We start from the raw sequence: 19,383 nt of genomic DNA on the forward strand, positions 1-19,383 counted from the left end.
TGGGCCAGACCCTCGCCGCGAATGTGACCGACTAGTCAGTAACCGCCTCAGACGCGGCGCCACCACAGGTTGACCGCGTAGTCGACCTCGCACCCCTCGTGCTCCCGCAGGAACTCCGCCGCCAGTGCCTCCGGGAACTCGATGCGGAGCACCGCGGCGAGATCCTTCCTGCTCTCGAACGACCACCGGATCAGCAGCGGCTCGCGGGTGAAGCCGCGCCGCGTCCAGAAACGTTCGACCGCCTCCGGGTCGTACGACGGCAGCCCGCGCCGGAACCAGCCGCCGAAGGTCGACCGGGTCGCGTCGTTGTCGATGATGAAGATCGCGCCGCCGCGCCGGACGACGCGGTCGAGCTCGGCCAGGCCCGGCTCGCAACCCGGGCCGAAGAAATAGGCCCACCGGACATGCACCACGTCGACGGACGCGTCCGGAATCGGAAGAGCCTGGGCCGCGCCTACACGCACCGTCACATTTGGTACTTCGGCCACGCGCCGCCGGGCCGCCGCGGCAAGACCGGCATGCGGCTCGACGCCGACCACCTGAGCCGCGTCCCGGGCGAACATCGGCAGGTGGAAGCCCGTGCCGCAGCCGAGATCGAGCACGGTCGCGCCGTCCCACGGCCTGAGGGCGCGCATCGCCGACTCGAGCGCGCCGTCGGGGTCGACGGCGCGGTTCTCGATCTCGTAGACCCGCGGGGAGTTCCAGATGTTCGGGCTGGGCACGGCGCCTGGAGCGATCTCGACCACGGGGACAGAGCGTAGTCAGTCCCGGCGTCGAGCAACGCGGATCACCAAGGGCCGGAGGTTGAGCGGGCGCCGGTAGCGCATAGGCTTTCCACACGACGGACACCGCCGAGCGACCACTGCCTACCGATCACTGGCGAGGGAGCCTTGACCCCGCAGCACAACGGCGTCGTTTCACCGGGCATCCGGGTCCCGGATGCCCCGATCACGCTGTCCACCGCGTCGGTCTACCCGGAGAAGGTGCCGAGCGCCTTCGAGATCGCGGCGCTGCTGGGCTACGACGGCATCGAGGTCATGGTCTCGACGGACGCCTCCTCGCAGGACCTCAACGTGCTGCGGCGGCTCTCCGACTACCACCAGATGCCGATCAAATCGATCCACGCGCCCTGCCTGCTCCTGACGCAGCGGGTCTGGGGACGCGAGCCGTGGGGCAAGCTCGTGCGCTCCAAGGAGGTCGCCGAGGAGCTCGGCGCCGACGTGGTCGTGGTGCACCCGCCGTTCCGCTGGCAGCGCGACTACGCGCGGGAGTTCGTCGAGGGCATCGCCCGCATGCAGGACGAGACCGACGTGCTCTTCGCGGTCGAGAACATGTTCCCGCTCAAGGCCCGCGGGGCCGAGGCCGGCATGTACCTCCCGGACTGGAACCCCGTCGACCAGGACTACCCGCACGTGACCCTCGACCTCTCGCACACCGCCGTGTCCGGCTCGGACGCGCTGGACATGGCCGCCGATCTCGGCGACCGGCTCCGCCACGTCCACCTCGCCGACGGCGTCGGCATCACCAACAAGGACGAGCACCTGGTGCCCGGCCGGGGCGGCCAGCCGTGCGGCCCGATGCTGGAGCGGCTCGCCGACGACGGCTATCGCGGTCACATCGTCCTCGAGGTCAACACCCGCCGGGCCACCACCCGCGCCGAGCGCATGGAGGACCTGGCCGAGGCCCTCGCGTTCACCCGCCTGCACCTCGCCGCCGCCGACCGTACGTGGGAGGTCACCTCGGGCGGCGAGGTCTCGCCCCGGGGCATCCGGTGACCGAGTCCGCACAGGTTCCGCGCGAGAAGGCCGCGCAGGCTTCGCCCAAGGACGCCGCGCAGGCTCCGCGCAAGGACGCCCCGCGGACGCCTCGCAAGGACGCTGCGCAGGCGCCCGGCAAGGACGCCGCGCAGGCGCCCGGCAAGGAGCCCGGCCGCCGGCCGCCGGGGCGGCGGCCCGGTCCGACCGAGACGCGCGAGGCGATCCTGACGTCGGCTCGCGAGCTGTTCGCCGACAAGGGCTACGACGGTGCCTCGCTGCGCGCCATCGCTCGCGGGGCCGGGGTCGATCCGGCGCTCGTGCACCACTTCTTCGGCAACAAGGAGGGCGTCTTCATCGCGGCGATGCGGTTTCCGGTCGACCCGGCCGAGCTGCTGCCCAAGATCCTGGCGACGCCCCGGGAGAACCTCGGCGAGACGATGGTCCGCACCTTCCTGTCGGTGTGGGAGGTGCCCGAGCACCGCGCGCCCATCATCGCGCTGCTGCGTTCGGCGATGACCAACGCGCGCGCGGCGGTGATGATGCGGGAGTTCGTGTCGGCCGCCCTGTTCGCCCGTGCCGCCGGGGTGCACGACATCCCGCTGCTGAAGGTGCAGGCCGCCGCGGGCCAGATGATCGGCGTGATGATCCTGCGGTACGTGCTGGAGGTCGAGCCGATCGCCTCGTCGACGCCGGACGAGCTCGTCGAGCTGCTGGCTCCGACGCTCCAGCGTCACCTGGGCTGACGCCCGCCCCTTCTCGCCGGCCCTTTCTTACCTGCCCTTTCCTTGCCCGTGCCGTCCGTCGGCACGGGCTTTTCGGCATTCCGAAACCTCGCGCTGCCACCCGGAGGCGTTGTGCCGCCTTGACGCCGGCCGGCTCGGCGACATAAATTCAACACATGATGAGTTCTGGTCCGGCAGCGGTGAGCGTGCGCGACCTGACGGTGGTCCGAGGCGGCCGCGAGGTGCTGCACGCGCTCACGTTCGATGTTCCGCGAGGTTCGGTGGTCGGCCTCCTCGGCCCGAGCGGATGCGGCAAGACGACGTTGATGCGCGCCCTCGTCGGCGTGCAGATCGTCAAGAGCGGCACGGTGACCGTGCTCGGCGAGCCCGCCGGCACCGCGAGCCTCCGCAGGCGTGTCGGGTACGCCACGCAGAGCCCGGCCGTCTACGACGACCTGAGCGTCTACGAGAACCTGCGCTACTTCGCCTCCGTGCTGGGGGCGCCCAAGTCCGACGCTGACCGGGCAATCGAGGAGGTCGGGCTCACCAGGCACCGTGATCAGATCGTCGCGACCCTGTCGGGCGGCCAGCACAATCGCGCCAACCTGGCCGTCGCGCTGCTCGGCACCCCCGAGTTGCTGGTGCTGGACGAGCCCACCGTCGGCCTCGACCCCGTCCTGCGGGAGGAGCTGTGGCGGCTCTTCCGCGACCTGGCCGAACGCGGCACGACGCTCCTCGTCTCCAGCCATGTCATGGACGAGGCGGGCCGCACCGACCGGCTCCTGCTGATGCGCGAAGGCGAGATCCTCGCCGACGACACCCCCGACGGGCTGCGCGACCGCGCCGGCGTCCAGGACCTGGAGAAGGTCTTCCTCCAGCTGATCAACGAACGGGAAGGGGCCCGGGCATGAATCTCGCCATCACGCTCGCCACGACGCGGCGGATCCTGTCCCAGCTGCGGCACGACCATCGCACGATCGGTCTGATCGTCGGCGTGCCGACCCTGCTGATGATCCTGCTGCGCTACATGTTCGACGGGCCCGGGATGTTCGACCGCGTCGGCCCGCTGCTGCTCGGCATCTTCCCATTCGTGATCATGTTCGTGGTGACGAGCGTGGCGACCCTGCGCGAGCGGACCGGCGGAACACTGGAACGGCTGATGACCATGCCGGCGGGCAAGCTGGACCTGCTGCTCGGGTACGCGCTGGCGTTCGGGCTGGTCGCCCTGCTCCAGGTCGGGGTCGTCCTGACGATCTCGCTCACCTGGCTGGGCCTGGACCTGAACGGCTCGGTCTGGTCGCTGGTCCTGGTGGCGCTGCTCTGCTCCGTGCTCGGCGTCGCACTCGGCCTGTTCGCGAGCGCGTTCGCCCGGACGGAGTTCCAGGCGGTGCAGCTCATGCCCGCGTTCGTCCTGCCGCAGGCCCTGCTCTGCGGCATGTTCGTCGCGCGCGACCAGATGGCCGGCTGGCTGGAGGCGATCTCGAACGTGCTGCCGCTCTCCTACGCGGTGGACGCGATGAAGCAGGTGAGCGCGAACACCGGCATCACCGGCGACCTGTGGCGTGACATGGTGGTCATCGCGGGCTGCGCGCTGCTGGCGCTGGTCCTCGGCGCCGCCACCCTCCGCCGCCGCACCCCATGAGCCCGGAACCTTCTGACCATGGCTAAAACGAGGGCAATCGGCTGATAACCTCCGGCGCCATGAGCCCCCTCGACCCCCCCGGTCCCCAGGCGCCCCAGCCCTCGCCCGGCGCACCGGCCGAGCCCGGAGAGCCCGGAGCGTTCGGCGGGCTGGGCGTGCTCGGCGAACCACGAGCACCTGGCGAACCCGGCGAATTCACGCCTGATGAGCTCGAACCGGGCGACGGCCACCGGAAGCGTAAGCGCCGCTGGCCCCGCGTCCTGGCCGCCGTGCTCGTCTTCGTGCTCCTGGTGGTGGCGGGGATCGGCGGGCTCCTCTGGCAGCGGCAGTCGTCCTACAACGGCAACATCGACCGCATCCACGGCGTGATGCCGACGAGCAAGAGCCGTCCCGGGCCGAACGTGACCGGTACGGAGAACTGGCTGCTCGTCGGCTCCGACACCCGCGCCGACATGGGCACCACGGGCGACGGGGGCCAGGTCTGGAAGCCGGGCGGGCAGCGGTCGGACACGATCATGTTGCTGCACCTGCCGGCCGACCGGGACAAGGCGTACGTGGTCTCGTTCCCCCGTGACTCGTGGGTCGACATCCCCGGCTACGGCAACCAGAAGATCAACGCCGCGTTCTCGTTCGGCGGCCCGCCGCTGCTGATCGACACCGTCGAGAAGCTCACCGGCATCCGGATCGACCACTTCGGCGCCATCGACTTCGAGGGCTTCAAGTCCATGACCGACGCGCTCGGCGGCGTCGACGTCGACATCGCGCAGAGCGTGTACGACCCGGCCCGCAAGGTCAGCTGGCAGGCCGGGCGGCAGAAGCTCGACGGCGAGAAGGCCCTGCTCTTCGTGCGGCAGCGCTACAACCTGCCGAACGGCGACTTCGACCGGATCAAGCGGCAGCAGGCGTTCCTGGGCGCGCTGGCCAAGAAGGCGGCGGACGGGGGCACCATCTCCAACCCGCTCAAGCTGGACCGGTTCCTGTCGGCGTTCACCAAGTCGATCAGCGTGGACGACGAGGTCGACGCCGGCAAGCTGCGCTCGCTCGCGCTCAGCCTCCGCAACATCCGCGCGTCCAGCGTGGCGTTCATCACCGCGCCCAACAAGGGCAGCGCCCGGCGCGGCAAGCAGAGCGTCGTGCTCCTCGACCGCGCGAAGGCGGGCGCGCTCTTCACCGCGGTGAAGACGGCCGAGATGGCCGACTACGTTGCGAAGTACGGCGGTGTGAACCGTATCGGCAAGGTTTCCTGACCCATGCCGAGCGTGCCTGGCTTGTCCACCCCGTGTGATCGTCGTCCGCTTTCCGGGCATTAACCTGGAGCAAGGGGGACAGAGCCGTCCCACCGGACAAGGGGATGTGAAGTGCTTCGTCAGGCCCTGCTGGTCGCCTCGCGCAGTGGCGGCGTACGCAAACTTGTGGAGACCGCGCCCTTCACGCGCGACGTCGTGCACCGCTTCGTGGCGGGTGAGTCCGTCGACGACGCGCTGCGGTCCACCGAGGAGCTCACGGGCGAGAGCCTGCTCGTCACCCTGGACGTGCTCGGCGAGGACACCCTCGACGCCGGGCAGGCGGAGGCGACCGTCAAGGGCTATGTCGAGCTGCTCGACCGGCTGGCGGGTGCCGGGCTGGGCACGCGCGCCGAGGTCTCGGTGAAGCTCACGGCCCTCGGCCAGGCGTTCGACGAGGACCTCGCCCTGGAGAACGCGCGCCGCATCTGCACCGCGGCCCGTCAGGCCAGCACCACGGTCACCTTGGACATGGAAGACCACACCACGGTCGACTCCACGCTGCGCATCCTGCACGAGCTGCGTCGCGACTTCCCTGACACTGGGGCCGTCATCCAGGCTTACTTGCGGCGCTCCGAGGAGTACTGCGCCGAGCTGGCGTACGAGGGGTCCCGCGTACGGCTGTGCAAGGGTGCCTATGCGGCTCCCGAGGACGTGGCCTTCGACGACAAGGACGAGGTCGACAAGGCGTACGTGCGCTGCATGAAGGTTCTGATGGCCGGCAAGGGTTACCCGATGCTCGCCACGCACGACCCTCGGCTCATCGACATCGCCGGTGCGCTCGCCGTGCTGAACGAGCGTGAGGCCGAGAGCTTCGAGTACCAGATGCTGTATGGGATCCGCCCGCAAGAGCAGCGCCGCCTCGCTGCCCAGGGGGCACAGGTGCGCGTGTACGTCGCGTACGGGCAAGAGTGGTACGGCTACTTTATGCGCCGCCTGGCCGAGCGTCCCGCCAACCTTGGCTTCTTCCTCAGGTCGCTGGCCAGCAAGTCCTGAGGCCTCCCGACGCGAGGGCGTGTCTCAAAGCCAGCTGCCCTACTGCGCCGACTTTGAGACACGCCCTAGGGTGGGGACGTCCATTCCCTGCCTGAGGTGTTGAAATGATCGCGATTCTGGGTGCCGGCAAGATGGGCGAGGCCCTGCTGTCCGGGGTCCTCCGGGCCGGCCGCCGTCCCGCCGAGCTGATGGCCACCGCCCGGCGCGAGGAGCGCGGCGCCCTGCTGCGCGAACGCTACGGCATCGAGATCGTGACCAATGTCGAGGCGGCCACCACCGCGGACGTGCTGGTCCTCGCGGTCAAGCCGCAGGACATGGGCGTGCTGCTGGACGAGGTGGGCGGCCACATCCCGGCCGGCCGGCTCGTGATCTCGATGGCGGCAGGGATCACCACCGCGTTCATCGAGAAGCGCCTGCCCGCCGGCGTGCCGGTCGTCCGCGTCATGTCCAACACCCCGGTGCACGTGGACGAGGCGATGAGCGTGATCTCGGCCGGGTCGCACGCGGGCGAGGAACACCTCAAGCTCGCCGAGGAGCTGCTGAGCCCCGTCGGCAAGGTGCTGCGCATCCCCGAGTCGCTGCAGGACGGCGCCACCGCGCTCTCCGGCAGCGGTCCGGCCTACTTCTACTACCTCGTCGAGGCGATGGTGGACGCCGGAATCCTGCTCGGCATGCCGCGCGCCGCCGCGCTGGAGATGGTGATCCAGTCGGCCGTCGGCGCCGCGGTCATGCTGCGCGACTCGGGTGAGCATCCGGTGCTGCTGCGCGAGGCGGTGACCTCCCCGGGCGGGACGACGATCGCGGCGATCCGGGAGCTGGAGAAGCACGGCGTGCGGGCCGCCGTCCTGGAGGCCATCGAGGCCGCCCGCGACCGCGGCCGAGAACTCGCCGGCGGCTGACCCCGGCGCCGACCTGGCGCGCCTCCGGGCCGGCCCTGGGCCATTCCGGCAGACCAGCGGCTCACCTCAGGGAACGCCCCCGGTGGCAGGGGGGATATTTCCGGCTATAACTCTGTTCGGCCATTGATCCTGAGTGGGGGTTGTGGCCGTGTAGTGGGTATGGGAATTCTGCTGCGTCTCCTCGTGGCCGCCGGGCTGGCGGCCGACGCATACGTGCACTGGCAGTTCGCGCCCGACATGAAGGGCAGCCAGGGCGGCTCCATCGACGGTGAGGTGCTCTTCCAGGCCCAGGCGATCGTCGCCGCGCTGGCAGGGATCGCCGTCCTCGTCCTGGCCAACCGCGTGACCTACGCGATCGCCTTCCTGGTGGCGGCGAGCGCGGTCGGCGCGCTGCTCCTCTACTACTACGTCGACGTGGGGCAGCTGGGCCCGCTCCCGGCCATGCACGAGCCGGTCTGGTACACCGAGAAGACCATCAGTCTCGTCGGTGAGGGCATAGCGGCGCTGGCGGCTCTGGTCGGCTTCTTCACCGTGCGCCCGACGTCGAGGCACGGCTCGGAGGCCCATGCCTCCAGGGTGTGATCTACCAGAGGGTGACGCAGATCTCAGCTGTTGACCGGGAGAGGTCAGCCGGGTGGCGATCGCCCGGTAAAGCCCTTACGTGGGGATCCGCACGCTTTTACGATGACGCGCATGTCAGTGCGGCGTTACCTCCCCGCGGTCGCGGTCGCCGTGCTGCTGGCCGCCCAGCTCAGCGCGTGCAGCGGCGATGACGACGCCGACCGGGTCCGGTTGGGCAAGGTGGCACGGTCCGACGTCGCGGAGGTCGTCGAGGCTCCGGCGACCGTGTCCGCGCGGGCGGCCGCGACGTTGCGGGCGTCCGCCGAGGGCACGATCGAGCGCCTGTACGTGGGGGACGGCGACCGCGTCCAGGAGGGCGACGTGCTCGCCAGGATCGGCTCGCCCACCGCGAAAGAGCAGCTCGCCCAAGCCCGCGAGGCCGACGGCTCGCTCGCCGGAGGCGGCGCCTCCATGCCCGCCGCCCTCGACATGTCGGGCTTCCAGCGCAAGACGGACCGGAACGCGCGGCAGGGATTCGCCGCCGCCCGGAAGGTCGCGCTGAAGATCCCGGACCTGCGCCAGCGCGCGCTCGTCCTCGCCGGGATCACCCGGGCCGAGGGCGAGTACCGGGCCGCCGCCATGGCCGCCCGGGACGCCGTCGCGCGCCTCAACGCGGGGCTCGACAGCGCCGGCAACGCGTTCTCCTCGATCACCGCGGCCCAGCGCGTCCAGACGCGCGCCGCGGTGCGGGCCGCCGAACGCACCGTCAAGGCCCTCACGATCAAGGCCCCGTTCGACGGCGTCGTCAGCCTCGGCGGCCCCGCGGGCGGCGGTGGCGGTCTCGGCGACCTGGCCGGCCGCCTGCCCCAGCAACTCGCCGGGCAGGGCGGCGGTTCGGCCTCCTCGGGCCTGGCGGCGCTCGGCGGGCTCGGCGGCGGGGCCAAGGACGCCACCTCGATCGCGACGGGCGCCCCGGTCTCCAGCGGCGACGCCGTGGTCACGGTCACCGACGTCTCCCGGCTCTCCCTCGCCGCCGACGTCGACGAGACCGATGTGCTGCAGATCAGGGAGGGCGTCGACGCCGACGTGGAACTCGACGCCGTCCCGGGCGGGACGTACACCGCCGAGGTCACCGGCGTCGGCGTCACCCCCAAGGAGTCCACCGGCGGCGGCGTCACGTACAAGGTCACGCTCGTCCTCAAGGACGGCACGCTCTCCGGCGGCGGCCGGGCGCCCATGCCCAAGCCCGGCATGAGCGCGGTCGTCGACCTGCGCGTCCGCGAGGTGACGGACGTGCTGTCGGTGCCGTCCGCCGCGATCGTCAGCAGCGGCCGCGACTCGGTCGTGTGGGCGGTCGTCGGCGGCCGTGCGCAGCGGCGCGTGGTCCGGCTCGGCGCTCAGGGCGACACCTCCGTCGAGGTCACCCGCGGCCTCAAGGAAGGCGAAGAGGTCGTCGTCCGCGGCGCCGACTCGATCAAGCAGGGCCAGGAGCTCTCCCCATGACCGGGCCCACACCCGAACCACCGCCCGAGCCGCCGCCCGAACCAGCGGCCGGGCAGGCGCCCGAGCCAGCGGCTGGGCGGGCATCCGAGCCAGCGGCCGGGCAGGCTCCCGAACCCGCGCCTGGGCAGGCGTCCGAGCCTGCGGCTGGGCGGGCGTCCGAGCCTGCGGCCGGGCAGGCGGTTGGGCGGGCGCGTGCTGCGCTCGAGGCGGTGGACGTCACCCGGACTTACACGATGGAGGGTGTGGAGGTGGAGGCGCTCCGCGGGGTGAGCGTCCGGATCGACGAGGGGGAGTTCGTCGCGATCCTCGGCCCGTCCGGGTCGGGCAAGTCCACGCTCATGCACCTGCTCGGCTGCCTGGACCGCCCGACCGGCGGGCTCCTGCGCATCGGCGGCAAGGACGTCGCCAAGCTCAGCGAGACCGAGCTCGCCGAGCTCCGCAATTCGCAGATCGGCTTCGTCTTCCAGTCGTTCCACCTGCTCGCCCGGACGAGCGCCAGGGAGAACGTGGCGCTCCCGCTCGTCTATCGCGGGATGTCGCGTGGCGAACGGCGGCGCCGGGCCGTCGCCGCGCTCGGCACCGTGGGCCTGGCGCACCGGCTCGATCACCGGCCCAGCCAGCTGTCCGGCGGTGAACAGCAGCGGGTGGCGATCGCGCGGGCGCTGGTCGGCGAGCCCGGGGTGGTGCTGGCGGACGAGCCCACCGGCAACCTCGACACCCGTACCGGCCACGAGGTGATGGACCTGCTGGAGCGGCTCAACACCGAGCAGGGCGTGGCGATCGTCCTCGTCACGCACGAGCCGGACGTTGCCGATCGGGCCCGGCGGCAGATCCACATCCGCGACGGCCTCATCGAACGTGATGTCTCGTGAGGCTCGGCGAGTCGTTCCGGGTGGCGCTGGAGGCGCTGCGGGTCAACCGGCTGCGCAGCGCGCTGACGATGTTCGGCGTGGTCGTCGGGGTCGCGGCCGTGGTGGTGCTGGTGGCGATCGGGACCGGGGCCCGCAACCTGGTGGAGAACGAGATCGAGGGGCTCGGCTCCAACATCATCTTCGTCGCGCCGGGGGAGTTCTCGTTCGGCGCGGTGCCCACGATCAGCCGCATGCGGTTGGAGGACGTCACCTACCTCGGGCGGGTGACGGGCGACGAAGGGCAGATCGCCGTCGCCCTCAACTCCGGCGAGATCGTCCGGGCGGGCCGCGCGCAGACGTTCTCCAGCATCGTCGGCGCGAACGAGAACGTGCAGAACGTCTTCGACCGGCCGCTGCGCCGGGGCCGCTACCTCAGCCGCACGGACGTCGAGACCCGGCGCAGGGTCGTCGTGCTCGGCTCGGACATCGCCCGCCGGCTCTTCGGGGACGTCGATCCGGTGGGCCGCCAGGTCGCGATCGCGGGCGGCACGCGGTTCCGTGTCGTCGGGGTCTTCGAGGAGGTCGGGCAGACGTTCGGCCAGACGCGGGACGCCGAGGTGCACGTCCCGGTCACCACGGCGCAGCGGATGTTCGGCGTCGACCGGATCGACTTCATCGCCATCCGCGCGCCGACGAGCGGCGACATCCCGCGCCTCCAGAAGGAGGTCGTGGACGCCCTCCAGCGCAAGTACCAGGGCGAGCAGTTCTCGGCGATCACGCAGACGCAGCTGCTCGGCACCATCGGCACCGTGCTGAGCGCGCTCACCGGCGTGCTGGCCGCGATCGCCGCGATCTCCCTGCTGGTCGGCGGGGTCGGCGTCTCCAACATCATGCTGGTGAGCGTGCGCGAGCGAACCCGGGAGATCGGGCTGCGCAAGGCCCTGGGCGCCCGGCAGCGCGACATCCTGGCCCAGTTCCTGGTGGAGGCGGTGCTGCTGACCACGATCGGCGGCACGGCCGGGATCCTGCTGGGCGCCGGTCTCTCGGTCGCGATCACGGCCGTGTCGCCCGTCCCGGCCGCGATCACCTGGTGGTCGCCCGTGCTGGCGTTCCTGGTGTCGGCCGGGGTCGGCATCTTCTTCGGCGTCGTCCCGGCCCGGCGCGCGGGACGCCTCGACCCCGTCATCGCCCTCCGCACGGAATGAGCGCTCTGCGCTGGATGAGCCCCCGCACTGGGTGAGTGCTCCGCACTGGGTGTTCAGATGTGTTCCATCACCATGACCGCCGTCGTGCCCGGTTCCAGTGCTCGGAAGATGTGCGGGGCGTCGCCCGGATAGCTGACGTAGTCGCCCGGTCCCAACTCGGCCGGCTCCTCGGCCGGCCCGACGAGCGCGCGGCCGGCGCCGATCACGACGTGTTCGGACGTGCCGGGCATGTGCGGTTCGGAGATCCGGGGCTCGCCGGGCTGGACGTCCAGGCGGTAGATGTCGCGGCGGGCGTTGGGCGGGCATGAGGCCAGGAGGGTGGCGGCGTAGCTGGCGTGCTCGGAGTGGGTGACCGGGCCCTCTCCGGCGCGGATGACCTGAACGTGGCGGCGTGGCGGCTCGACCAGCCTGCTGAACGGGACGCCCAGCGCGACGCCGAGCGCCCACAACGTCTCCACGCTGGGATTTCCGGCTCCCGACTCCAGCTGGGACATCGTGGACTTGGCGATGCCGGCCCGCTTGGCCAGCTCGGTCTGGGAGATGCCGGCGCGCTCGCGTTCGCGGCGGATCGACGCGGCGATCAGGTCGAGGGGCGGGCCCTGCTGCTCCGGCACGTGTTCGCTCCAGACGTCCAGGAGTTCGATTTGACGAACTTGACTATGTGTGTTCATTCTAATGGACATGCGTACATTCTGGCGAACACTCGATCGGCAGACCCTGCGCGACATCGCCCTGGTCTGCGTGGCCGACGCGCTCGTGGGCGCCTCGTTCGGTGCCATCGCCGTCTCCGGCGGCCTCGACGCGTGGGTGCCCATCACCATGTCCCTGCTGGTCTTCGCGGGCGGGGCCCAGTTCGCCGCGATCGGCGTGGTCCTCGCCGGGGGCGGCGCGGTCGCGGCCGTGGCGACCGGCCTGGTGCTCAACGCCCGGCTGCTCCCGTTCGGCTTCGCGGTCTCCGACGTGCTGGCGGGCCGCGGCCGGCTCCTGGGCGCGCACCTGATCATGGACGAGGCCGTCGCGTTCACCATGCGCCACACCGATCCGCGCCACCGCCGCGCCGCGTTCTGGATGTGCGGCGTGGCGCTGTTCGTGGTCTGGAACGTGTCGGTCGTGCTCGGCGCGTTCGCCGGCGGGATCATCGGTGACACCGACGCCCTCGGCCTGGACGCGGCTTTCCCCGCCGTCCTCCTCGCGCTCGTCCTGCCCGCCCTCCGCGACCGCGGCACGCGGAACGCCGCCCTCCTGGGCGCGGCCGTGGCGCTGGCGGCGACGCCTTTCCTCCCCGCCGGAGTGCCCGTGCTGCTGTCGCTGGCCGGACTGGTGCTCTACGTCCCCGAGATGAGAAGGAAGGAGGTGGCTCGCTGATGCCGCTGGCCGCCCTCCTCGTCCTGGCCGCCGGAACCTACGCGTTCAGGCTGGCCGGGCCGGTCCTCCAGCACCGGCTGGAGATCCCCGACCGGCTGCGGCGGCTGCTGCCCGTCGCCGCCGCCGTCCTGCTGATCACGCTGGTGGTCACCGCCGCCCTCACCGAGGGGCATGGCTTCGCGGGCTGGGCCAGGCCGGCGGGAGTCCTCGTCGCGGGCGTCCTGGCCGTGCGGCGTGCCCCGTTCCCGGTGATCGTGATCGCCGCCGCCGCGACCACGGCCGTGCTCCGGCTCTGCGGCCTCGACTGATCCCGCCCGGGAATGGCCTTGTCTGCACCAGAATGCCTGACGTGTTCAAAGAGCTTGATGAGGTCGACTGGGCTTCCATGAGCCACGCCTACGGTCCTGCCACGGAAGTGCCCGATCTGCTGCGGGGCCTGCTCTCGGCGGACGCCGCCGAACGCGAGATCGCCCTTGACGGCATGTACGGCGCGGTGCACCACCAGGGGGACGTTTACGACTCCACCCTTGCGACCCTTCCCTTTCTCCTGGAAGCGGTCGCCGATCCTGGAGTACCCGACCGGGGACGCATTCTCGCTCTCCTGGCCAGCATCGGTGGCGTGGACGTCGAGGGCGACTTGGACGAGGGTGACGATGAGGACGCCGAGGCGGACTACGAGGATGATGAGGACGCCGAGTGGGACCAGAACTACCGCATGGCGCACGAAGCGGTGGCCCGCTCGACGCCTCTCTTCCTGAGCCTGCTCGACGATCCGGACGCGGCTGTCCGCAACGGTGCGTTCCGTGCGCTGACGGCATGCCGGGAGCACGCCGACGAGATCGTTCCCGCGCTCCAGCGGCACTTTCCGGCCGAGGACGATCCGCAGAATCGGCTGGATCTCATCGACGCCATCGGAGCGGTGGGCAAGCAAAAGGCAGGTGCCTGGCTGGCCGCCGTCGCGGTCCAGCACACCGATCCGGCGGTGCGGCTGGCCGCGTTCGTCCAGGTCGCCCGGGTCGCTCCGGAGGCCCTGCCGGACGGCATCGTCCCGACCGCCCTCGGGCTGATGGACGAGGCCGTCGCGACGGCAGGGCCGCCCCGAGGACCTCAGGACCTCCCGTCGACACCGACGCTGGTCGGCAGTCTGCGGGAGATGCGCGAGAACGCCGACGCCGGGCGCCGCGCTCCCGAACTGCAGCAGCTCATCCGGGGGCTCGACCGGGCCCTGGGGGATCGAGTGGCGGATCGGATCGAATTCCTCTCCGCGCTTCTCCTGTCGCCTGACTGGGGACGGCGGGTCGACGCCGTGTGGGCCACCAGCGGGCTCTTCCGCGGCTGGCGCGGTCCGTACGACGACCTGGTGAGGCTGCTCGGCCGCCAGCTCGCCGATCCCGAACCACGGTTGTCCTACGCCGCGGCGTCCATCATCAAAGACCTCTTCGGACTGGCGGCACCGGCGGCTGACGACCTCGCGGAGTATCTGGCCCAGGCCCCGCGGGAGTCCGGCGGCGGCTTCGGCCGGCGGTCCGGCTGGATCTCGGTCTATTCACAGGGCCCCTCCACACTCGGCGCGCCGCTTCTGGCGCTGGCCCGTCTCGGCGATCCGCGTGCACTTCCCATGCTGCGCTGGGCCCTGGAACGGCCCGAGCCGCCTCGTGACATCGACGCCGGGCTCGACGGTATGGGCGAGCGGGCGGCGGAACTCATCACGCCGATCATCCGGCGGCTGCGTGACCTCTCCAGGCCGGACGGGTACGACGCGCACCGTAGCGGGCTCGCCAGGGTGCTCGGGACCCTCGGCCCGCTCGCCGCCCCTGCGGTGCCCGAGCTCATGGACATGCTGCGCAGGGACCCGGGTGCGGACCCGGCCATCCGGGCACTCGGCCGGATCGGCCCGGAGGCCGCCCCTGCGGTGCCGATGTTGCGCGAGCTCCTCGCGAACGAGCGCCCGCAGACCAAGGCCGCTCAGGCGCTCTGGGAGATCGAGGGCGATCCGGATCAGGTGCTGCCGACTCTTCGGCGATGCCTCACCGAGGTCGACGGTCAGGAGCGCAACGCGGCCGTCGCTCTGGCGGCGATGGGCGTGGACGGTGCTCCGGCGGCGGACAGCCTGCGCGGCCTGCTCGACGACGGAACACAGCAGTGGATCAGGCTGGACGCGGCGGTGGCGCTGTGGCGGACCACGGGCGACGCTGAGACGGCGCTCCCCGTCCTGCTCGGCCTCTGGAACGAGAACGCCTATGCCCGTTCACACATCGCCCGTACCGCCGGCGAGATGGGTGCGGCCGCCCAAGCCGCCCTGCCGGTACTGCGCCGCGAGCTGGCGACCGCGCGCCGCCACAACCATGACATCAACGGCGGCCACTCGATCCACGATGACGAACTGCTCCTGCGCGAGTGCACCACCGCCCTGGCGCGCATAGCACCCGGCGAGGGCTGAGCCAGGCGCCTTGGATCAGCGGCTTGAATTGGCGAAGCACCTCCGCGGGCCGCGGTCGGGGCACCAGGCGGCCGGCGGAGGTGCTTCAAGTCCGTGCGTCAGGCGACGGCTTCCGATTCGGCCGCCGACGCGGTGGCGATGGCTTCGCGGATGAAGCGGGCCGTCTCACGCATGGCCGCGCTCGCTTCCGGCAGGACACGGTTGAGGATCTGGAAGACGTGCATCTGCCCCTTCCAGACCTGGAGCTCGCAGGCGATGCCCGCGCCGGTGAGCGCCTCGGCGAACGCCTCCGCCTCGGGCCGGAGGACCTCGGCGCCGCCCACCTGGATCAGGAACGGCGAGGTCTCGCCCCAGGGGCAGGTGAGCAGGGCCAGCCGCGGGTCGTCGAATCCGGCTGGCCCCACTACGAGGCGGGCGACCTTCTGGGCCGCGTAGGCGCTGATGTACGGGTCGCGGGCACGCCGCTGCTCGGCCGTCGACAGCTCGCAGGTCAGATCGACCCAGGGCGAGAAGAGCACCGTCCCGGCCGGGCGGGGGAGCCCGGTCCGGCAGATCTCGCCGGTCAGGGACGCCGCGAGGTGCCCGCCGGCCGAGTCGCCGGCGATGACGATGCCGCTCGCCGGGACGCCGCGGGCGAGCAGCCAGCGGTAGGCCGCCAGGGCGTCTTCGAGCGGCGCGGGGAACGGGTGCTCGGGGGCCATCCGGTAGCGCGGGACCAGGACGGGGATTCCGGTCTCCACGGCCAGCCGCGTCGTGATGGGACGGTGCGTCCTGGGCGAGCAGACGACGTACGCGCCGCCGTGCAGGTAGAGGATCGCCCCGTCGTCGCGGCGCTCGCCCGTGCGGGAGGTGACCCACTCGCCGACGACCGGACGTTCCTCGCGGCCGGTCTCGACCTGGGGGTCGACCAGCGGCTTGATCCGTACGTCGCGTCCGACGGGCACCAGGCGGGCCGCGGCGTCCACGGTCGACCGGGCCGTGCGCAGGCCTCGCGCGTGGCTCGGCACATGATGGATGAACGGGCGGAGGCTGAGCCTCAGCGCCTGGGAGATGGCGCGGCTGCGCACCGTTGGACGGCGGGTGAAGGGCGGGGTGCGGGGAGAGGCGGTGCGTGCGGCCGGATGGCGGGGGGCGGCTGCGACTCCCGGCAGAGGGGTGACCTCTGCCGGCAGGTGGTTCGAAGCGATCGGGTCCATCTACACCCCAGCTGGCTTTTGTTTCTTTCCTGTTACATAGATGCCCCTTTTGTCGGATAGTTCACGTAACAACTTTGTGTCAGCGTCAGAGATTTGGCCCCGGTCATGATGATCTACGCGGGCCGGCTGTGATCCAGGCCACGGGTAAGCGATTGCGGACATAGCGATACCGTGAGGTCATGAGCAGCGCCGACTCCCCTGAATCTCCCCGGAACTGCGGGCTCACGGTCTTCTGGGACGACCGGCTCATCTCCTACGACTTCGGTCCGAGCCATCCGCTCAACCCGGTCCGGGTCGAGCTGACGATGGCGCTGGCCCGCGAGTACGGCCTGCTGGACGCGGCGAACGTCACCGTCAAGGACTTCGCCACCGCCGACGATGAGCTGCTGGGCCTCGTCCATGAGGACGCCTATATCGCCGCGGTGAAGCACGCGGGCGCGACAGGGCTGCCCGAGCTGAAGCACGGCCTCGGCACCGCCGACAACCCGGTCTTCCTAGGAATGCACGAGGCTTCGGCGCTCGTGGCAGGAGCATCGGTGGCTGCGGCACGTGCGCTCTGGGAGGGCGAGACGGAGCACGCCGCCAACGTCTCCGGCGGTCTGCACCACGCGATGCGTGGTGCGGCGAGCGGCTTCTGCGTCTACAACGACGTGGCGATCGCCATCGCCTGGCTCCTGGAGAACGGCGCCGAACGTGTCGCGTACGTCGACGTCGACGTGCACCACGGCGACGGAGTCCAGGCGGCCTTCTACGACGACCCCCGGGTGCTCACGATCAGCCTGCACGAGACGCCGCGCACGCTCTTTCCCGGCACCGGCTTCCCGAACGAGATCGGCGGCCGCGACGCCCACGGCACGGCGGTCAACGTGGCGCTCCCGCCGGGCACGGGCGACGCCGCGTGGCTGCGCGCGTTCGACGCGGTCGTGCCGCCGCTGCTGCGCGAGTTCCGGCCGCAGGTGCTGGTCACCCAGCACGGCTGCGACAGCCACGCGCTCGACCCGCTCGCGCACCTCTCCCTCAGCGTGGACGGGCAGCGGACGGCGTACGCGGCGCTGCACAGGCTGGCGCACGAGGTCTCCGGCGGCCGCTGGCTGCCCACCGGCGGCGGTGGATACGAGCTGGTGCAGGTGGTGCCGCGGGCGTGGACACATCTGCTCGCCGAGGCCGCGGGGCGCCCGATCGAGCCCGAGACGGCCACGCCGGAGCCATGGCGTGACTTCGTCCGCGAACGGACCGATGAGATCGCGCCACGGCGCATGACGGACGGGACAGGCACGGTGGAGGTGCGCACGTGGGGGGACGGCTACGACCCGGCCAACCCGGTCGACCAGGCGGTGCTGGCGACCCGGCGGGCGGTGTTCCCCGAGCACGGCCTCGACCCGATGATGGACGTCTGATGGCGGGCGGCATCAGCGGTTCCGGTGGCCCCACGCGCGCCGAGCTGCGCGCCCATCTCGTCCGCACGATGATCGCCGGCGAGGTGGCCACACCGCGGCAGAACAACCTGCTCCACTACCGGCGGATGGCGGCGCGCAACCCGTACTACCTGTTCGGGATGGATCTCAAGCCGACCTGGACCGAGCGCGAGATCCTGCGGGTCATGGTCGAGCGCTGTGGCGTCGACCCGAACCCGCTGCACCTGTACGGGGACGACACGATCGATCCCGAGCTCACCATCGACGCGCTGGAGGCGATGGGCGACCGGATCGGGCTCGCCGCCGAACGGCGCGAGCGGGTCGTCCTGGCGACCGGGCACCCGGCCACCCTCACGCCCGTCTACCAGGCGGTGGCGCGCGCCCTCGCCCGGCGCGGCTGCGAGATCCTGACCCCGGCGGCCGGCTGGACGTACGAGATCGACACCTCCTACGGCACCGCGCTGCGGCGCATCGTCTACGCACCCGAGGGGGTGGCGATGCTGGAGGGGGACGACGGGCGCACGCACCACACCCACGACGCCGCTCCGATGGAGGCGATGCTCGCCGATCTGGCGGCCGCTTCTACTCCTGCGGAGCGATCTCGGGAACTCGAACGGGGCAGTTGGCCGGATCTGGCCATCGCCGATCATGGCTGGGCGGGCGCGGCCGGACAGGCGGGCATCGACACCGTGGGCTTCGCGGACTGTAACGATCCAGCGTTGTTCGCCGGCGCCGACGAGGGCAAGATCGACGTGGCGGTGCCGCTCGACGACGGCGTATCGCCGCACCATTACGCCCCAATGACCGCGTATCTCCTCGGCCGGGCGGGCCTCGCCTGACTGGCCGGGCGCCCCGCGCCGTGCAGCGTGTGACGCGTGAGGGTCACTGCGTGTGACGTGATGGCCGTACCGGGACGGTTGGTTCGGTCCAATGCCGCCGGTGGCGCCTGAGTCGCAGGTCATCGCCTGGTTTCGGCTTACAAGTGTTCGTCGTGTGACGCCATGTGCCGTCATGTCCACGCTGTGTACGGAAGCGGACTGTGGCCGTTCCGTCAGGCCGGATACGGAATTGGGTGGAACTCCCCTCTTGCGACTGTGGATACACGATTTACGCTGGAGGAAGTACACGTGCGTGATCAAAGTCACCCAAAGGGCCGGTGCGCGGCACGTGTGGAAGAGGGCGTCCGATGAGCTCAGGCGAGCGACCTCTGAGTGAGGTCAGGTTCCTGACTGTGGCCGAAGTGGCGGCGGTGATGCGGGTGTCCAAGATGACCGTCTACCGCCTCGTCCACTCAGGCGAGCTGCCCGCGATCCGCGTGGGACGCTCGTTCCGGGTTCCCGAGCAGGCCGTTCACGACTATCTGCGCGACGCGTTCATCGAAGCCGGATAAAGGCGGTAATCACCGTCGACGGAGGACATGCCCGCCGTCCCGGAGGGTATGGCGGGGTCATGCTCCACGACCCCGCGACGTTCTTCACATCCGGCCGTGCAGGGGGCAATGGCACGGAATCTGCTGGCAACACACGGGGATGGGCAGAAGGGCAGGGA

Annotated in this window: 20 protein-coding genes; 17 read left to right on the forward strand and 3 right to left on the reverse strand. The window is 71.1% G+C overall.

The features are described 5' to 3' along the window. Positions 1–47: 47 nt before the first annotated feature. Complete coding sequence (locus ACGFNU_RS06300) at positions 48–746, reverse strand: class I SAM-dependent methyltransferase (protein ID WP_392590671.1); 699 nt, start codon at positions 744–746, stop codon at positions 48–50. Between the two features lie 144 nt (positions 747–890). Here ACGFNU_RS06300 and ACGFNU_RS06305 point away from each other — a divergent pair, with 144 nt between their 5' ends. The 11 genes from ACGFNU_RS06305 (at position 891) to ACGFNU_RS06355 (ending at position 11,419) form a co-directional block, all read left to right on the forward strand. Then, complete coding sequence (locus ACGFNU_RS06305) at positions 891–1,775, forward strand: sugar phosphate isomerase/epimerase family protein (RefSeq protein ID WP_392590672.1); 885 nt, start codon at positions 891–893, stop codon at positions 1,773–1,775. Beyond that, positions 1,772–2,500: a TetR family transcriptional regulator gene (locus ACGFNU_RS06310; protein ID WP_392590674.1), complete on the forward strand. Its 729-nt coding sequence runs from the start codon at positions 1,772–1,774 to the stop codon at positions 2,498–2,500. Before ACGFNU_RS06305 ends, ACGFNU_RS06310 begins: the two co-directional genes overlap by 4 nt. Before the next feature lie 155 nt (positions 2,501–2,655). Next, positions 2,656–3,390: an ABC transporter ATP-binding protein gene (locus tag ACGFNU_RS06315; RefSeq protein WP_392590676.1), complete on the forward strand. Its 735-nt coding sequence runs from the start codon at positions 2,656–2,658 to the stop codon at positions 3,388–3,390. Next, positions 3,387–4,121: an ABC transporter permease gene (locus ACGFNU_RS06320; protein WP_392590678.1), complete on the forward strand. Its 735-nt coding sequence runs from the start codon at positions 3,387–3,389 to the stop codon at positions 4,119–4,121. Before ACGFNU_RS06315 ends, ACGFNU_RS06320 begins: the two co-directional genes overlap by 4 nt. 59 nt (positions 4,122–4,180) lie before the next feature. Next, the gene (locus tag ACGFNU_RS06325) at positions 4,181–5,368 is read left to right on the forward strand and encodes an LCP family protein (RefSeq protein ID WP_392590679.1); all 1,188 of its coding nucleotides are present in this window, start codon (positions 4,181–4,183) and stop codon (positions 5,366–5,368) included. Between the two features lie 111 nt (positions 5,369–5,479). Next, the gene (locus ACGFNU_RS06330; protein ID WP_392590681.1) at positions 5,480–6,400 is read left to right on the forward strand and encodes a proline dehydrogenase family protein; all 921 of its coding nucleotides are present in this window, start codon (positions 5,480–5,482) and stop codon (positions 6,398–6,400) included. Positions 6,401–6,504: 104 nt separating this feature from the next. Further along, on the forward strand, positions 6,505–7,299 hold the full coding sequence (gene proC, locus ACGFNU_RS06335; RefSeq protein ID WP_392590682.1) for a pyrroline-5-carboxylate reductase: 795 nt from the start codon (positions 6,505–6,507) through the stop codon (positions 7,297–7,299). Positions 7,300–7,458: 159 nt separating this feature from the next. Then, positions 7,459–7,881 carry a hypothetical protein gene (locus ACGFNU_RS06340; protein WP_392590684.1) on the forward strand — a complete coding sequence of 141 codons (423 nt, stop codon included), beginning with the start codon at positions 7,459–7,461 and terminating at the stop codon, positions 7,879–7,881. Positions 7,882–7,992: 111 nt separating this feature from the next. Continuing rightward, positions 7,993–9,363 carry an efflux RND transporter periplasmic adaptor subunit gene (locus ACGFNU_RS06345; RefSeq protein WP_392590686.1) on the forward strand — a complete coding sequence of 457 codons (1,371 nt, stop codon included), beginning with the start codon at positions 7,993–7,995 and terminating at the stop codon, positions 9,361–9,363. Positions 9,364–9,596: 233 nt separating this feature from the next. Beyond that, complete coding sequence (locus tag ACGFNU_RS06350) at positions 9,597–10,235, forward strand: ABC transporter ATP-binding protein (RefSeq protein WP_392591025.1); 639 nt, start codon at positions 9,597–9,599, stop codon at positions 10,233–10,235. Beyond that, a complete protein-coding gene (locus tag ACGFNU_RS06355) occupies positions 10,232–11,419 on the forward strand; it encodes an ABC transporter permease (RefSeq protein ID WP_392590688.1) in 1,188 nt (395 codons plus the stop codon). Before ACGFNU_RS06350 ends, ACGFNU_RS06355 begins: the two co-directional genes overlap by 4 nt. 53 nt (positions 11,420–11,472) lie before the next feature. On the opposite strand, the gene ACGFNU_RS06360 is transcribed toward ACGFNU_RS06355, so the two are convergent. Then, positions 11,473–12,033, reverse strand: a complete 561-nt coding sequence (locus ACGFNU_RS06360) for a helix-turn-helix domain-containing protein (RefSeq protein WP_392590690.1) — start codon at positions 12,031–12,033, stop codon at positions 11,473–11,475. Between the two features lie 67 nt (positions 12,034–12,100). On the opposite strand from ACGFNU_RS06360, the gene ACGFNU_RS06365 reads away from it, so the two are divergent. The 3 genes from ACGFNU_RS06365 to ACGFNU_RS06375 are packed head-to-tail and all read left to right on the forward strand — an operon-like array spanning position 12,101 to position 15,224. Then, positions 12,101–12,784: an AzlC family ABC transporter permease gene (locus ACGFNU_RS06365; protein WP_392590692.1), complete on the forward strand. Its 684-nt coding sequence runs from the start codon at positions 12,101–12,103 to the stop codon at positions 12,782–12,784. Next, positions 12,784–13,092: an AzlD domain-containing protein gene (locus tag ACGFNU_RS06370; protein WP_392590694.1), complete on the forward strand. Its 309-nt coding sequence runs from the start codon at positions 12,784–12,786 to the stop codon at positions 13,090–13,092. The genes ACGFNU_RS06365 and ACGFNU_RS06370 overlap by 1 nt, the downstream gene beginning before the upstream one ends. Positions 13,093–13,133: 41 nt before the next feature. Then, positions 13,134–15,224, forward strand: a complete 2,091-nt coding sequence (locus ACGFNU_RS06375) for a hypothetical protein (RefSeq protein ID WP_392590696.1) — start codon at positions 13,134–13,136, stop codon at positions 15,222–15,224. A 98-nt stretch (positions 15,225–15,322) separates the two neighbouring features. On the opposite strand, the gene ACGFNU_RS06380 is transcribed toward ACGFNU_RS06375, so the two are convergent. Further along, positions 15,323–16,291: an alpha/beta hydrolase gene (locus tag ACGFNU_RS06380; RefSeq protein WP_392590698.1), complete on the reverse strand. Its 969-nt coding sequence runs from the start codon at positions 16,289–16,291 to the stop codon at positions 15,323–15,325. A 308-nt stretch (positions 16,292–16,599) separates the two neighbouring features. Here ACGFNU_RS06380 and ACGFNU_RS06385 point away from each other — a divergent pair, with 308 nt between their 5' ends. From ACGFNU_RS06385 to ACGFNU_RS06395, 3 genes are all read left to right on the forward strand, one after another. Continuing rightward, positions 16,600–17,817: an acetoin utilization protein AcuC gene (locus ACGFNU_RS06385; protein WP_392590700.1), complete on the forward strand. Its 1,218-nt coding sequence runs from the start codon at positions 16,600–16,602 to the stop codon at positions 17,815–17,817. After that, entirely contained in the window at positions 17,817–18,674 is an 858-nt protein-coding gene (locus ACGFNU_RS06390) for a phosphatase (RefSeq protein ID WP_392590701.1), read from the forward strand. The genes ACGFNU_RS06385 and ACGFNU_RS06390 overlap by 1 nt, the downstream gene beginning before the upstream one ends. Positions 18,675–19,021: 347 nt before the next feature. After that, entirely contained in the window at positions 19,022–19,225 is a 204-nt protein-coding gene (locus ACGFNU_RS06395; RefSeq protein ID WP_026414196.1) for a helix-turn-helix domain-containing protein, read from the forward strand. Positions 19,226–19,383: the final 158 nt, after the last annotated feature.

This window comes from Spirillospora sp. NPDC048911 (assembly GCF_043198015.1).
Taxonomy (GTDB): Bacteria; Actinomycetota; Actinomycetes; order Streptosporangiales; family Streptosporangiaceae; genus Spirillospora.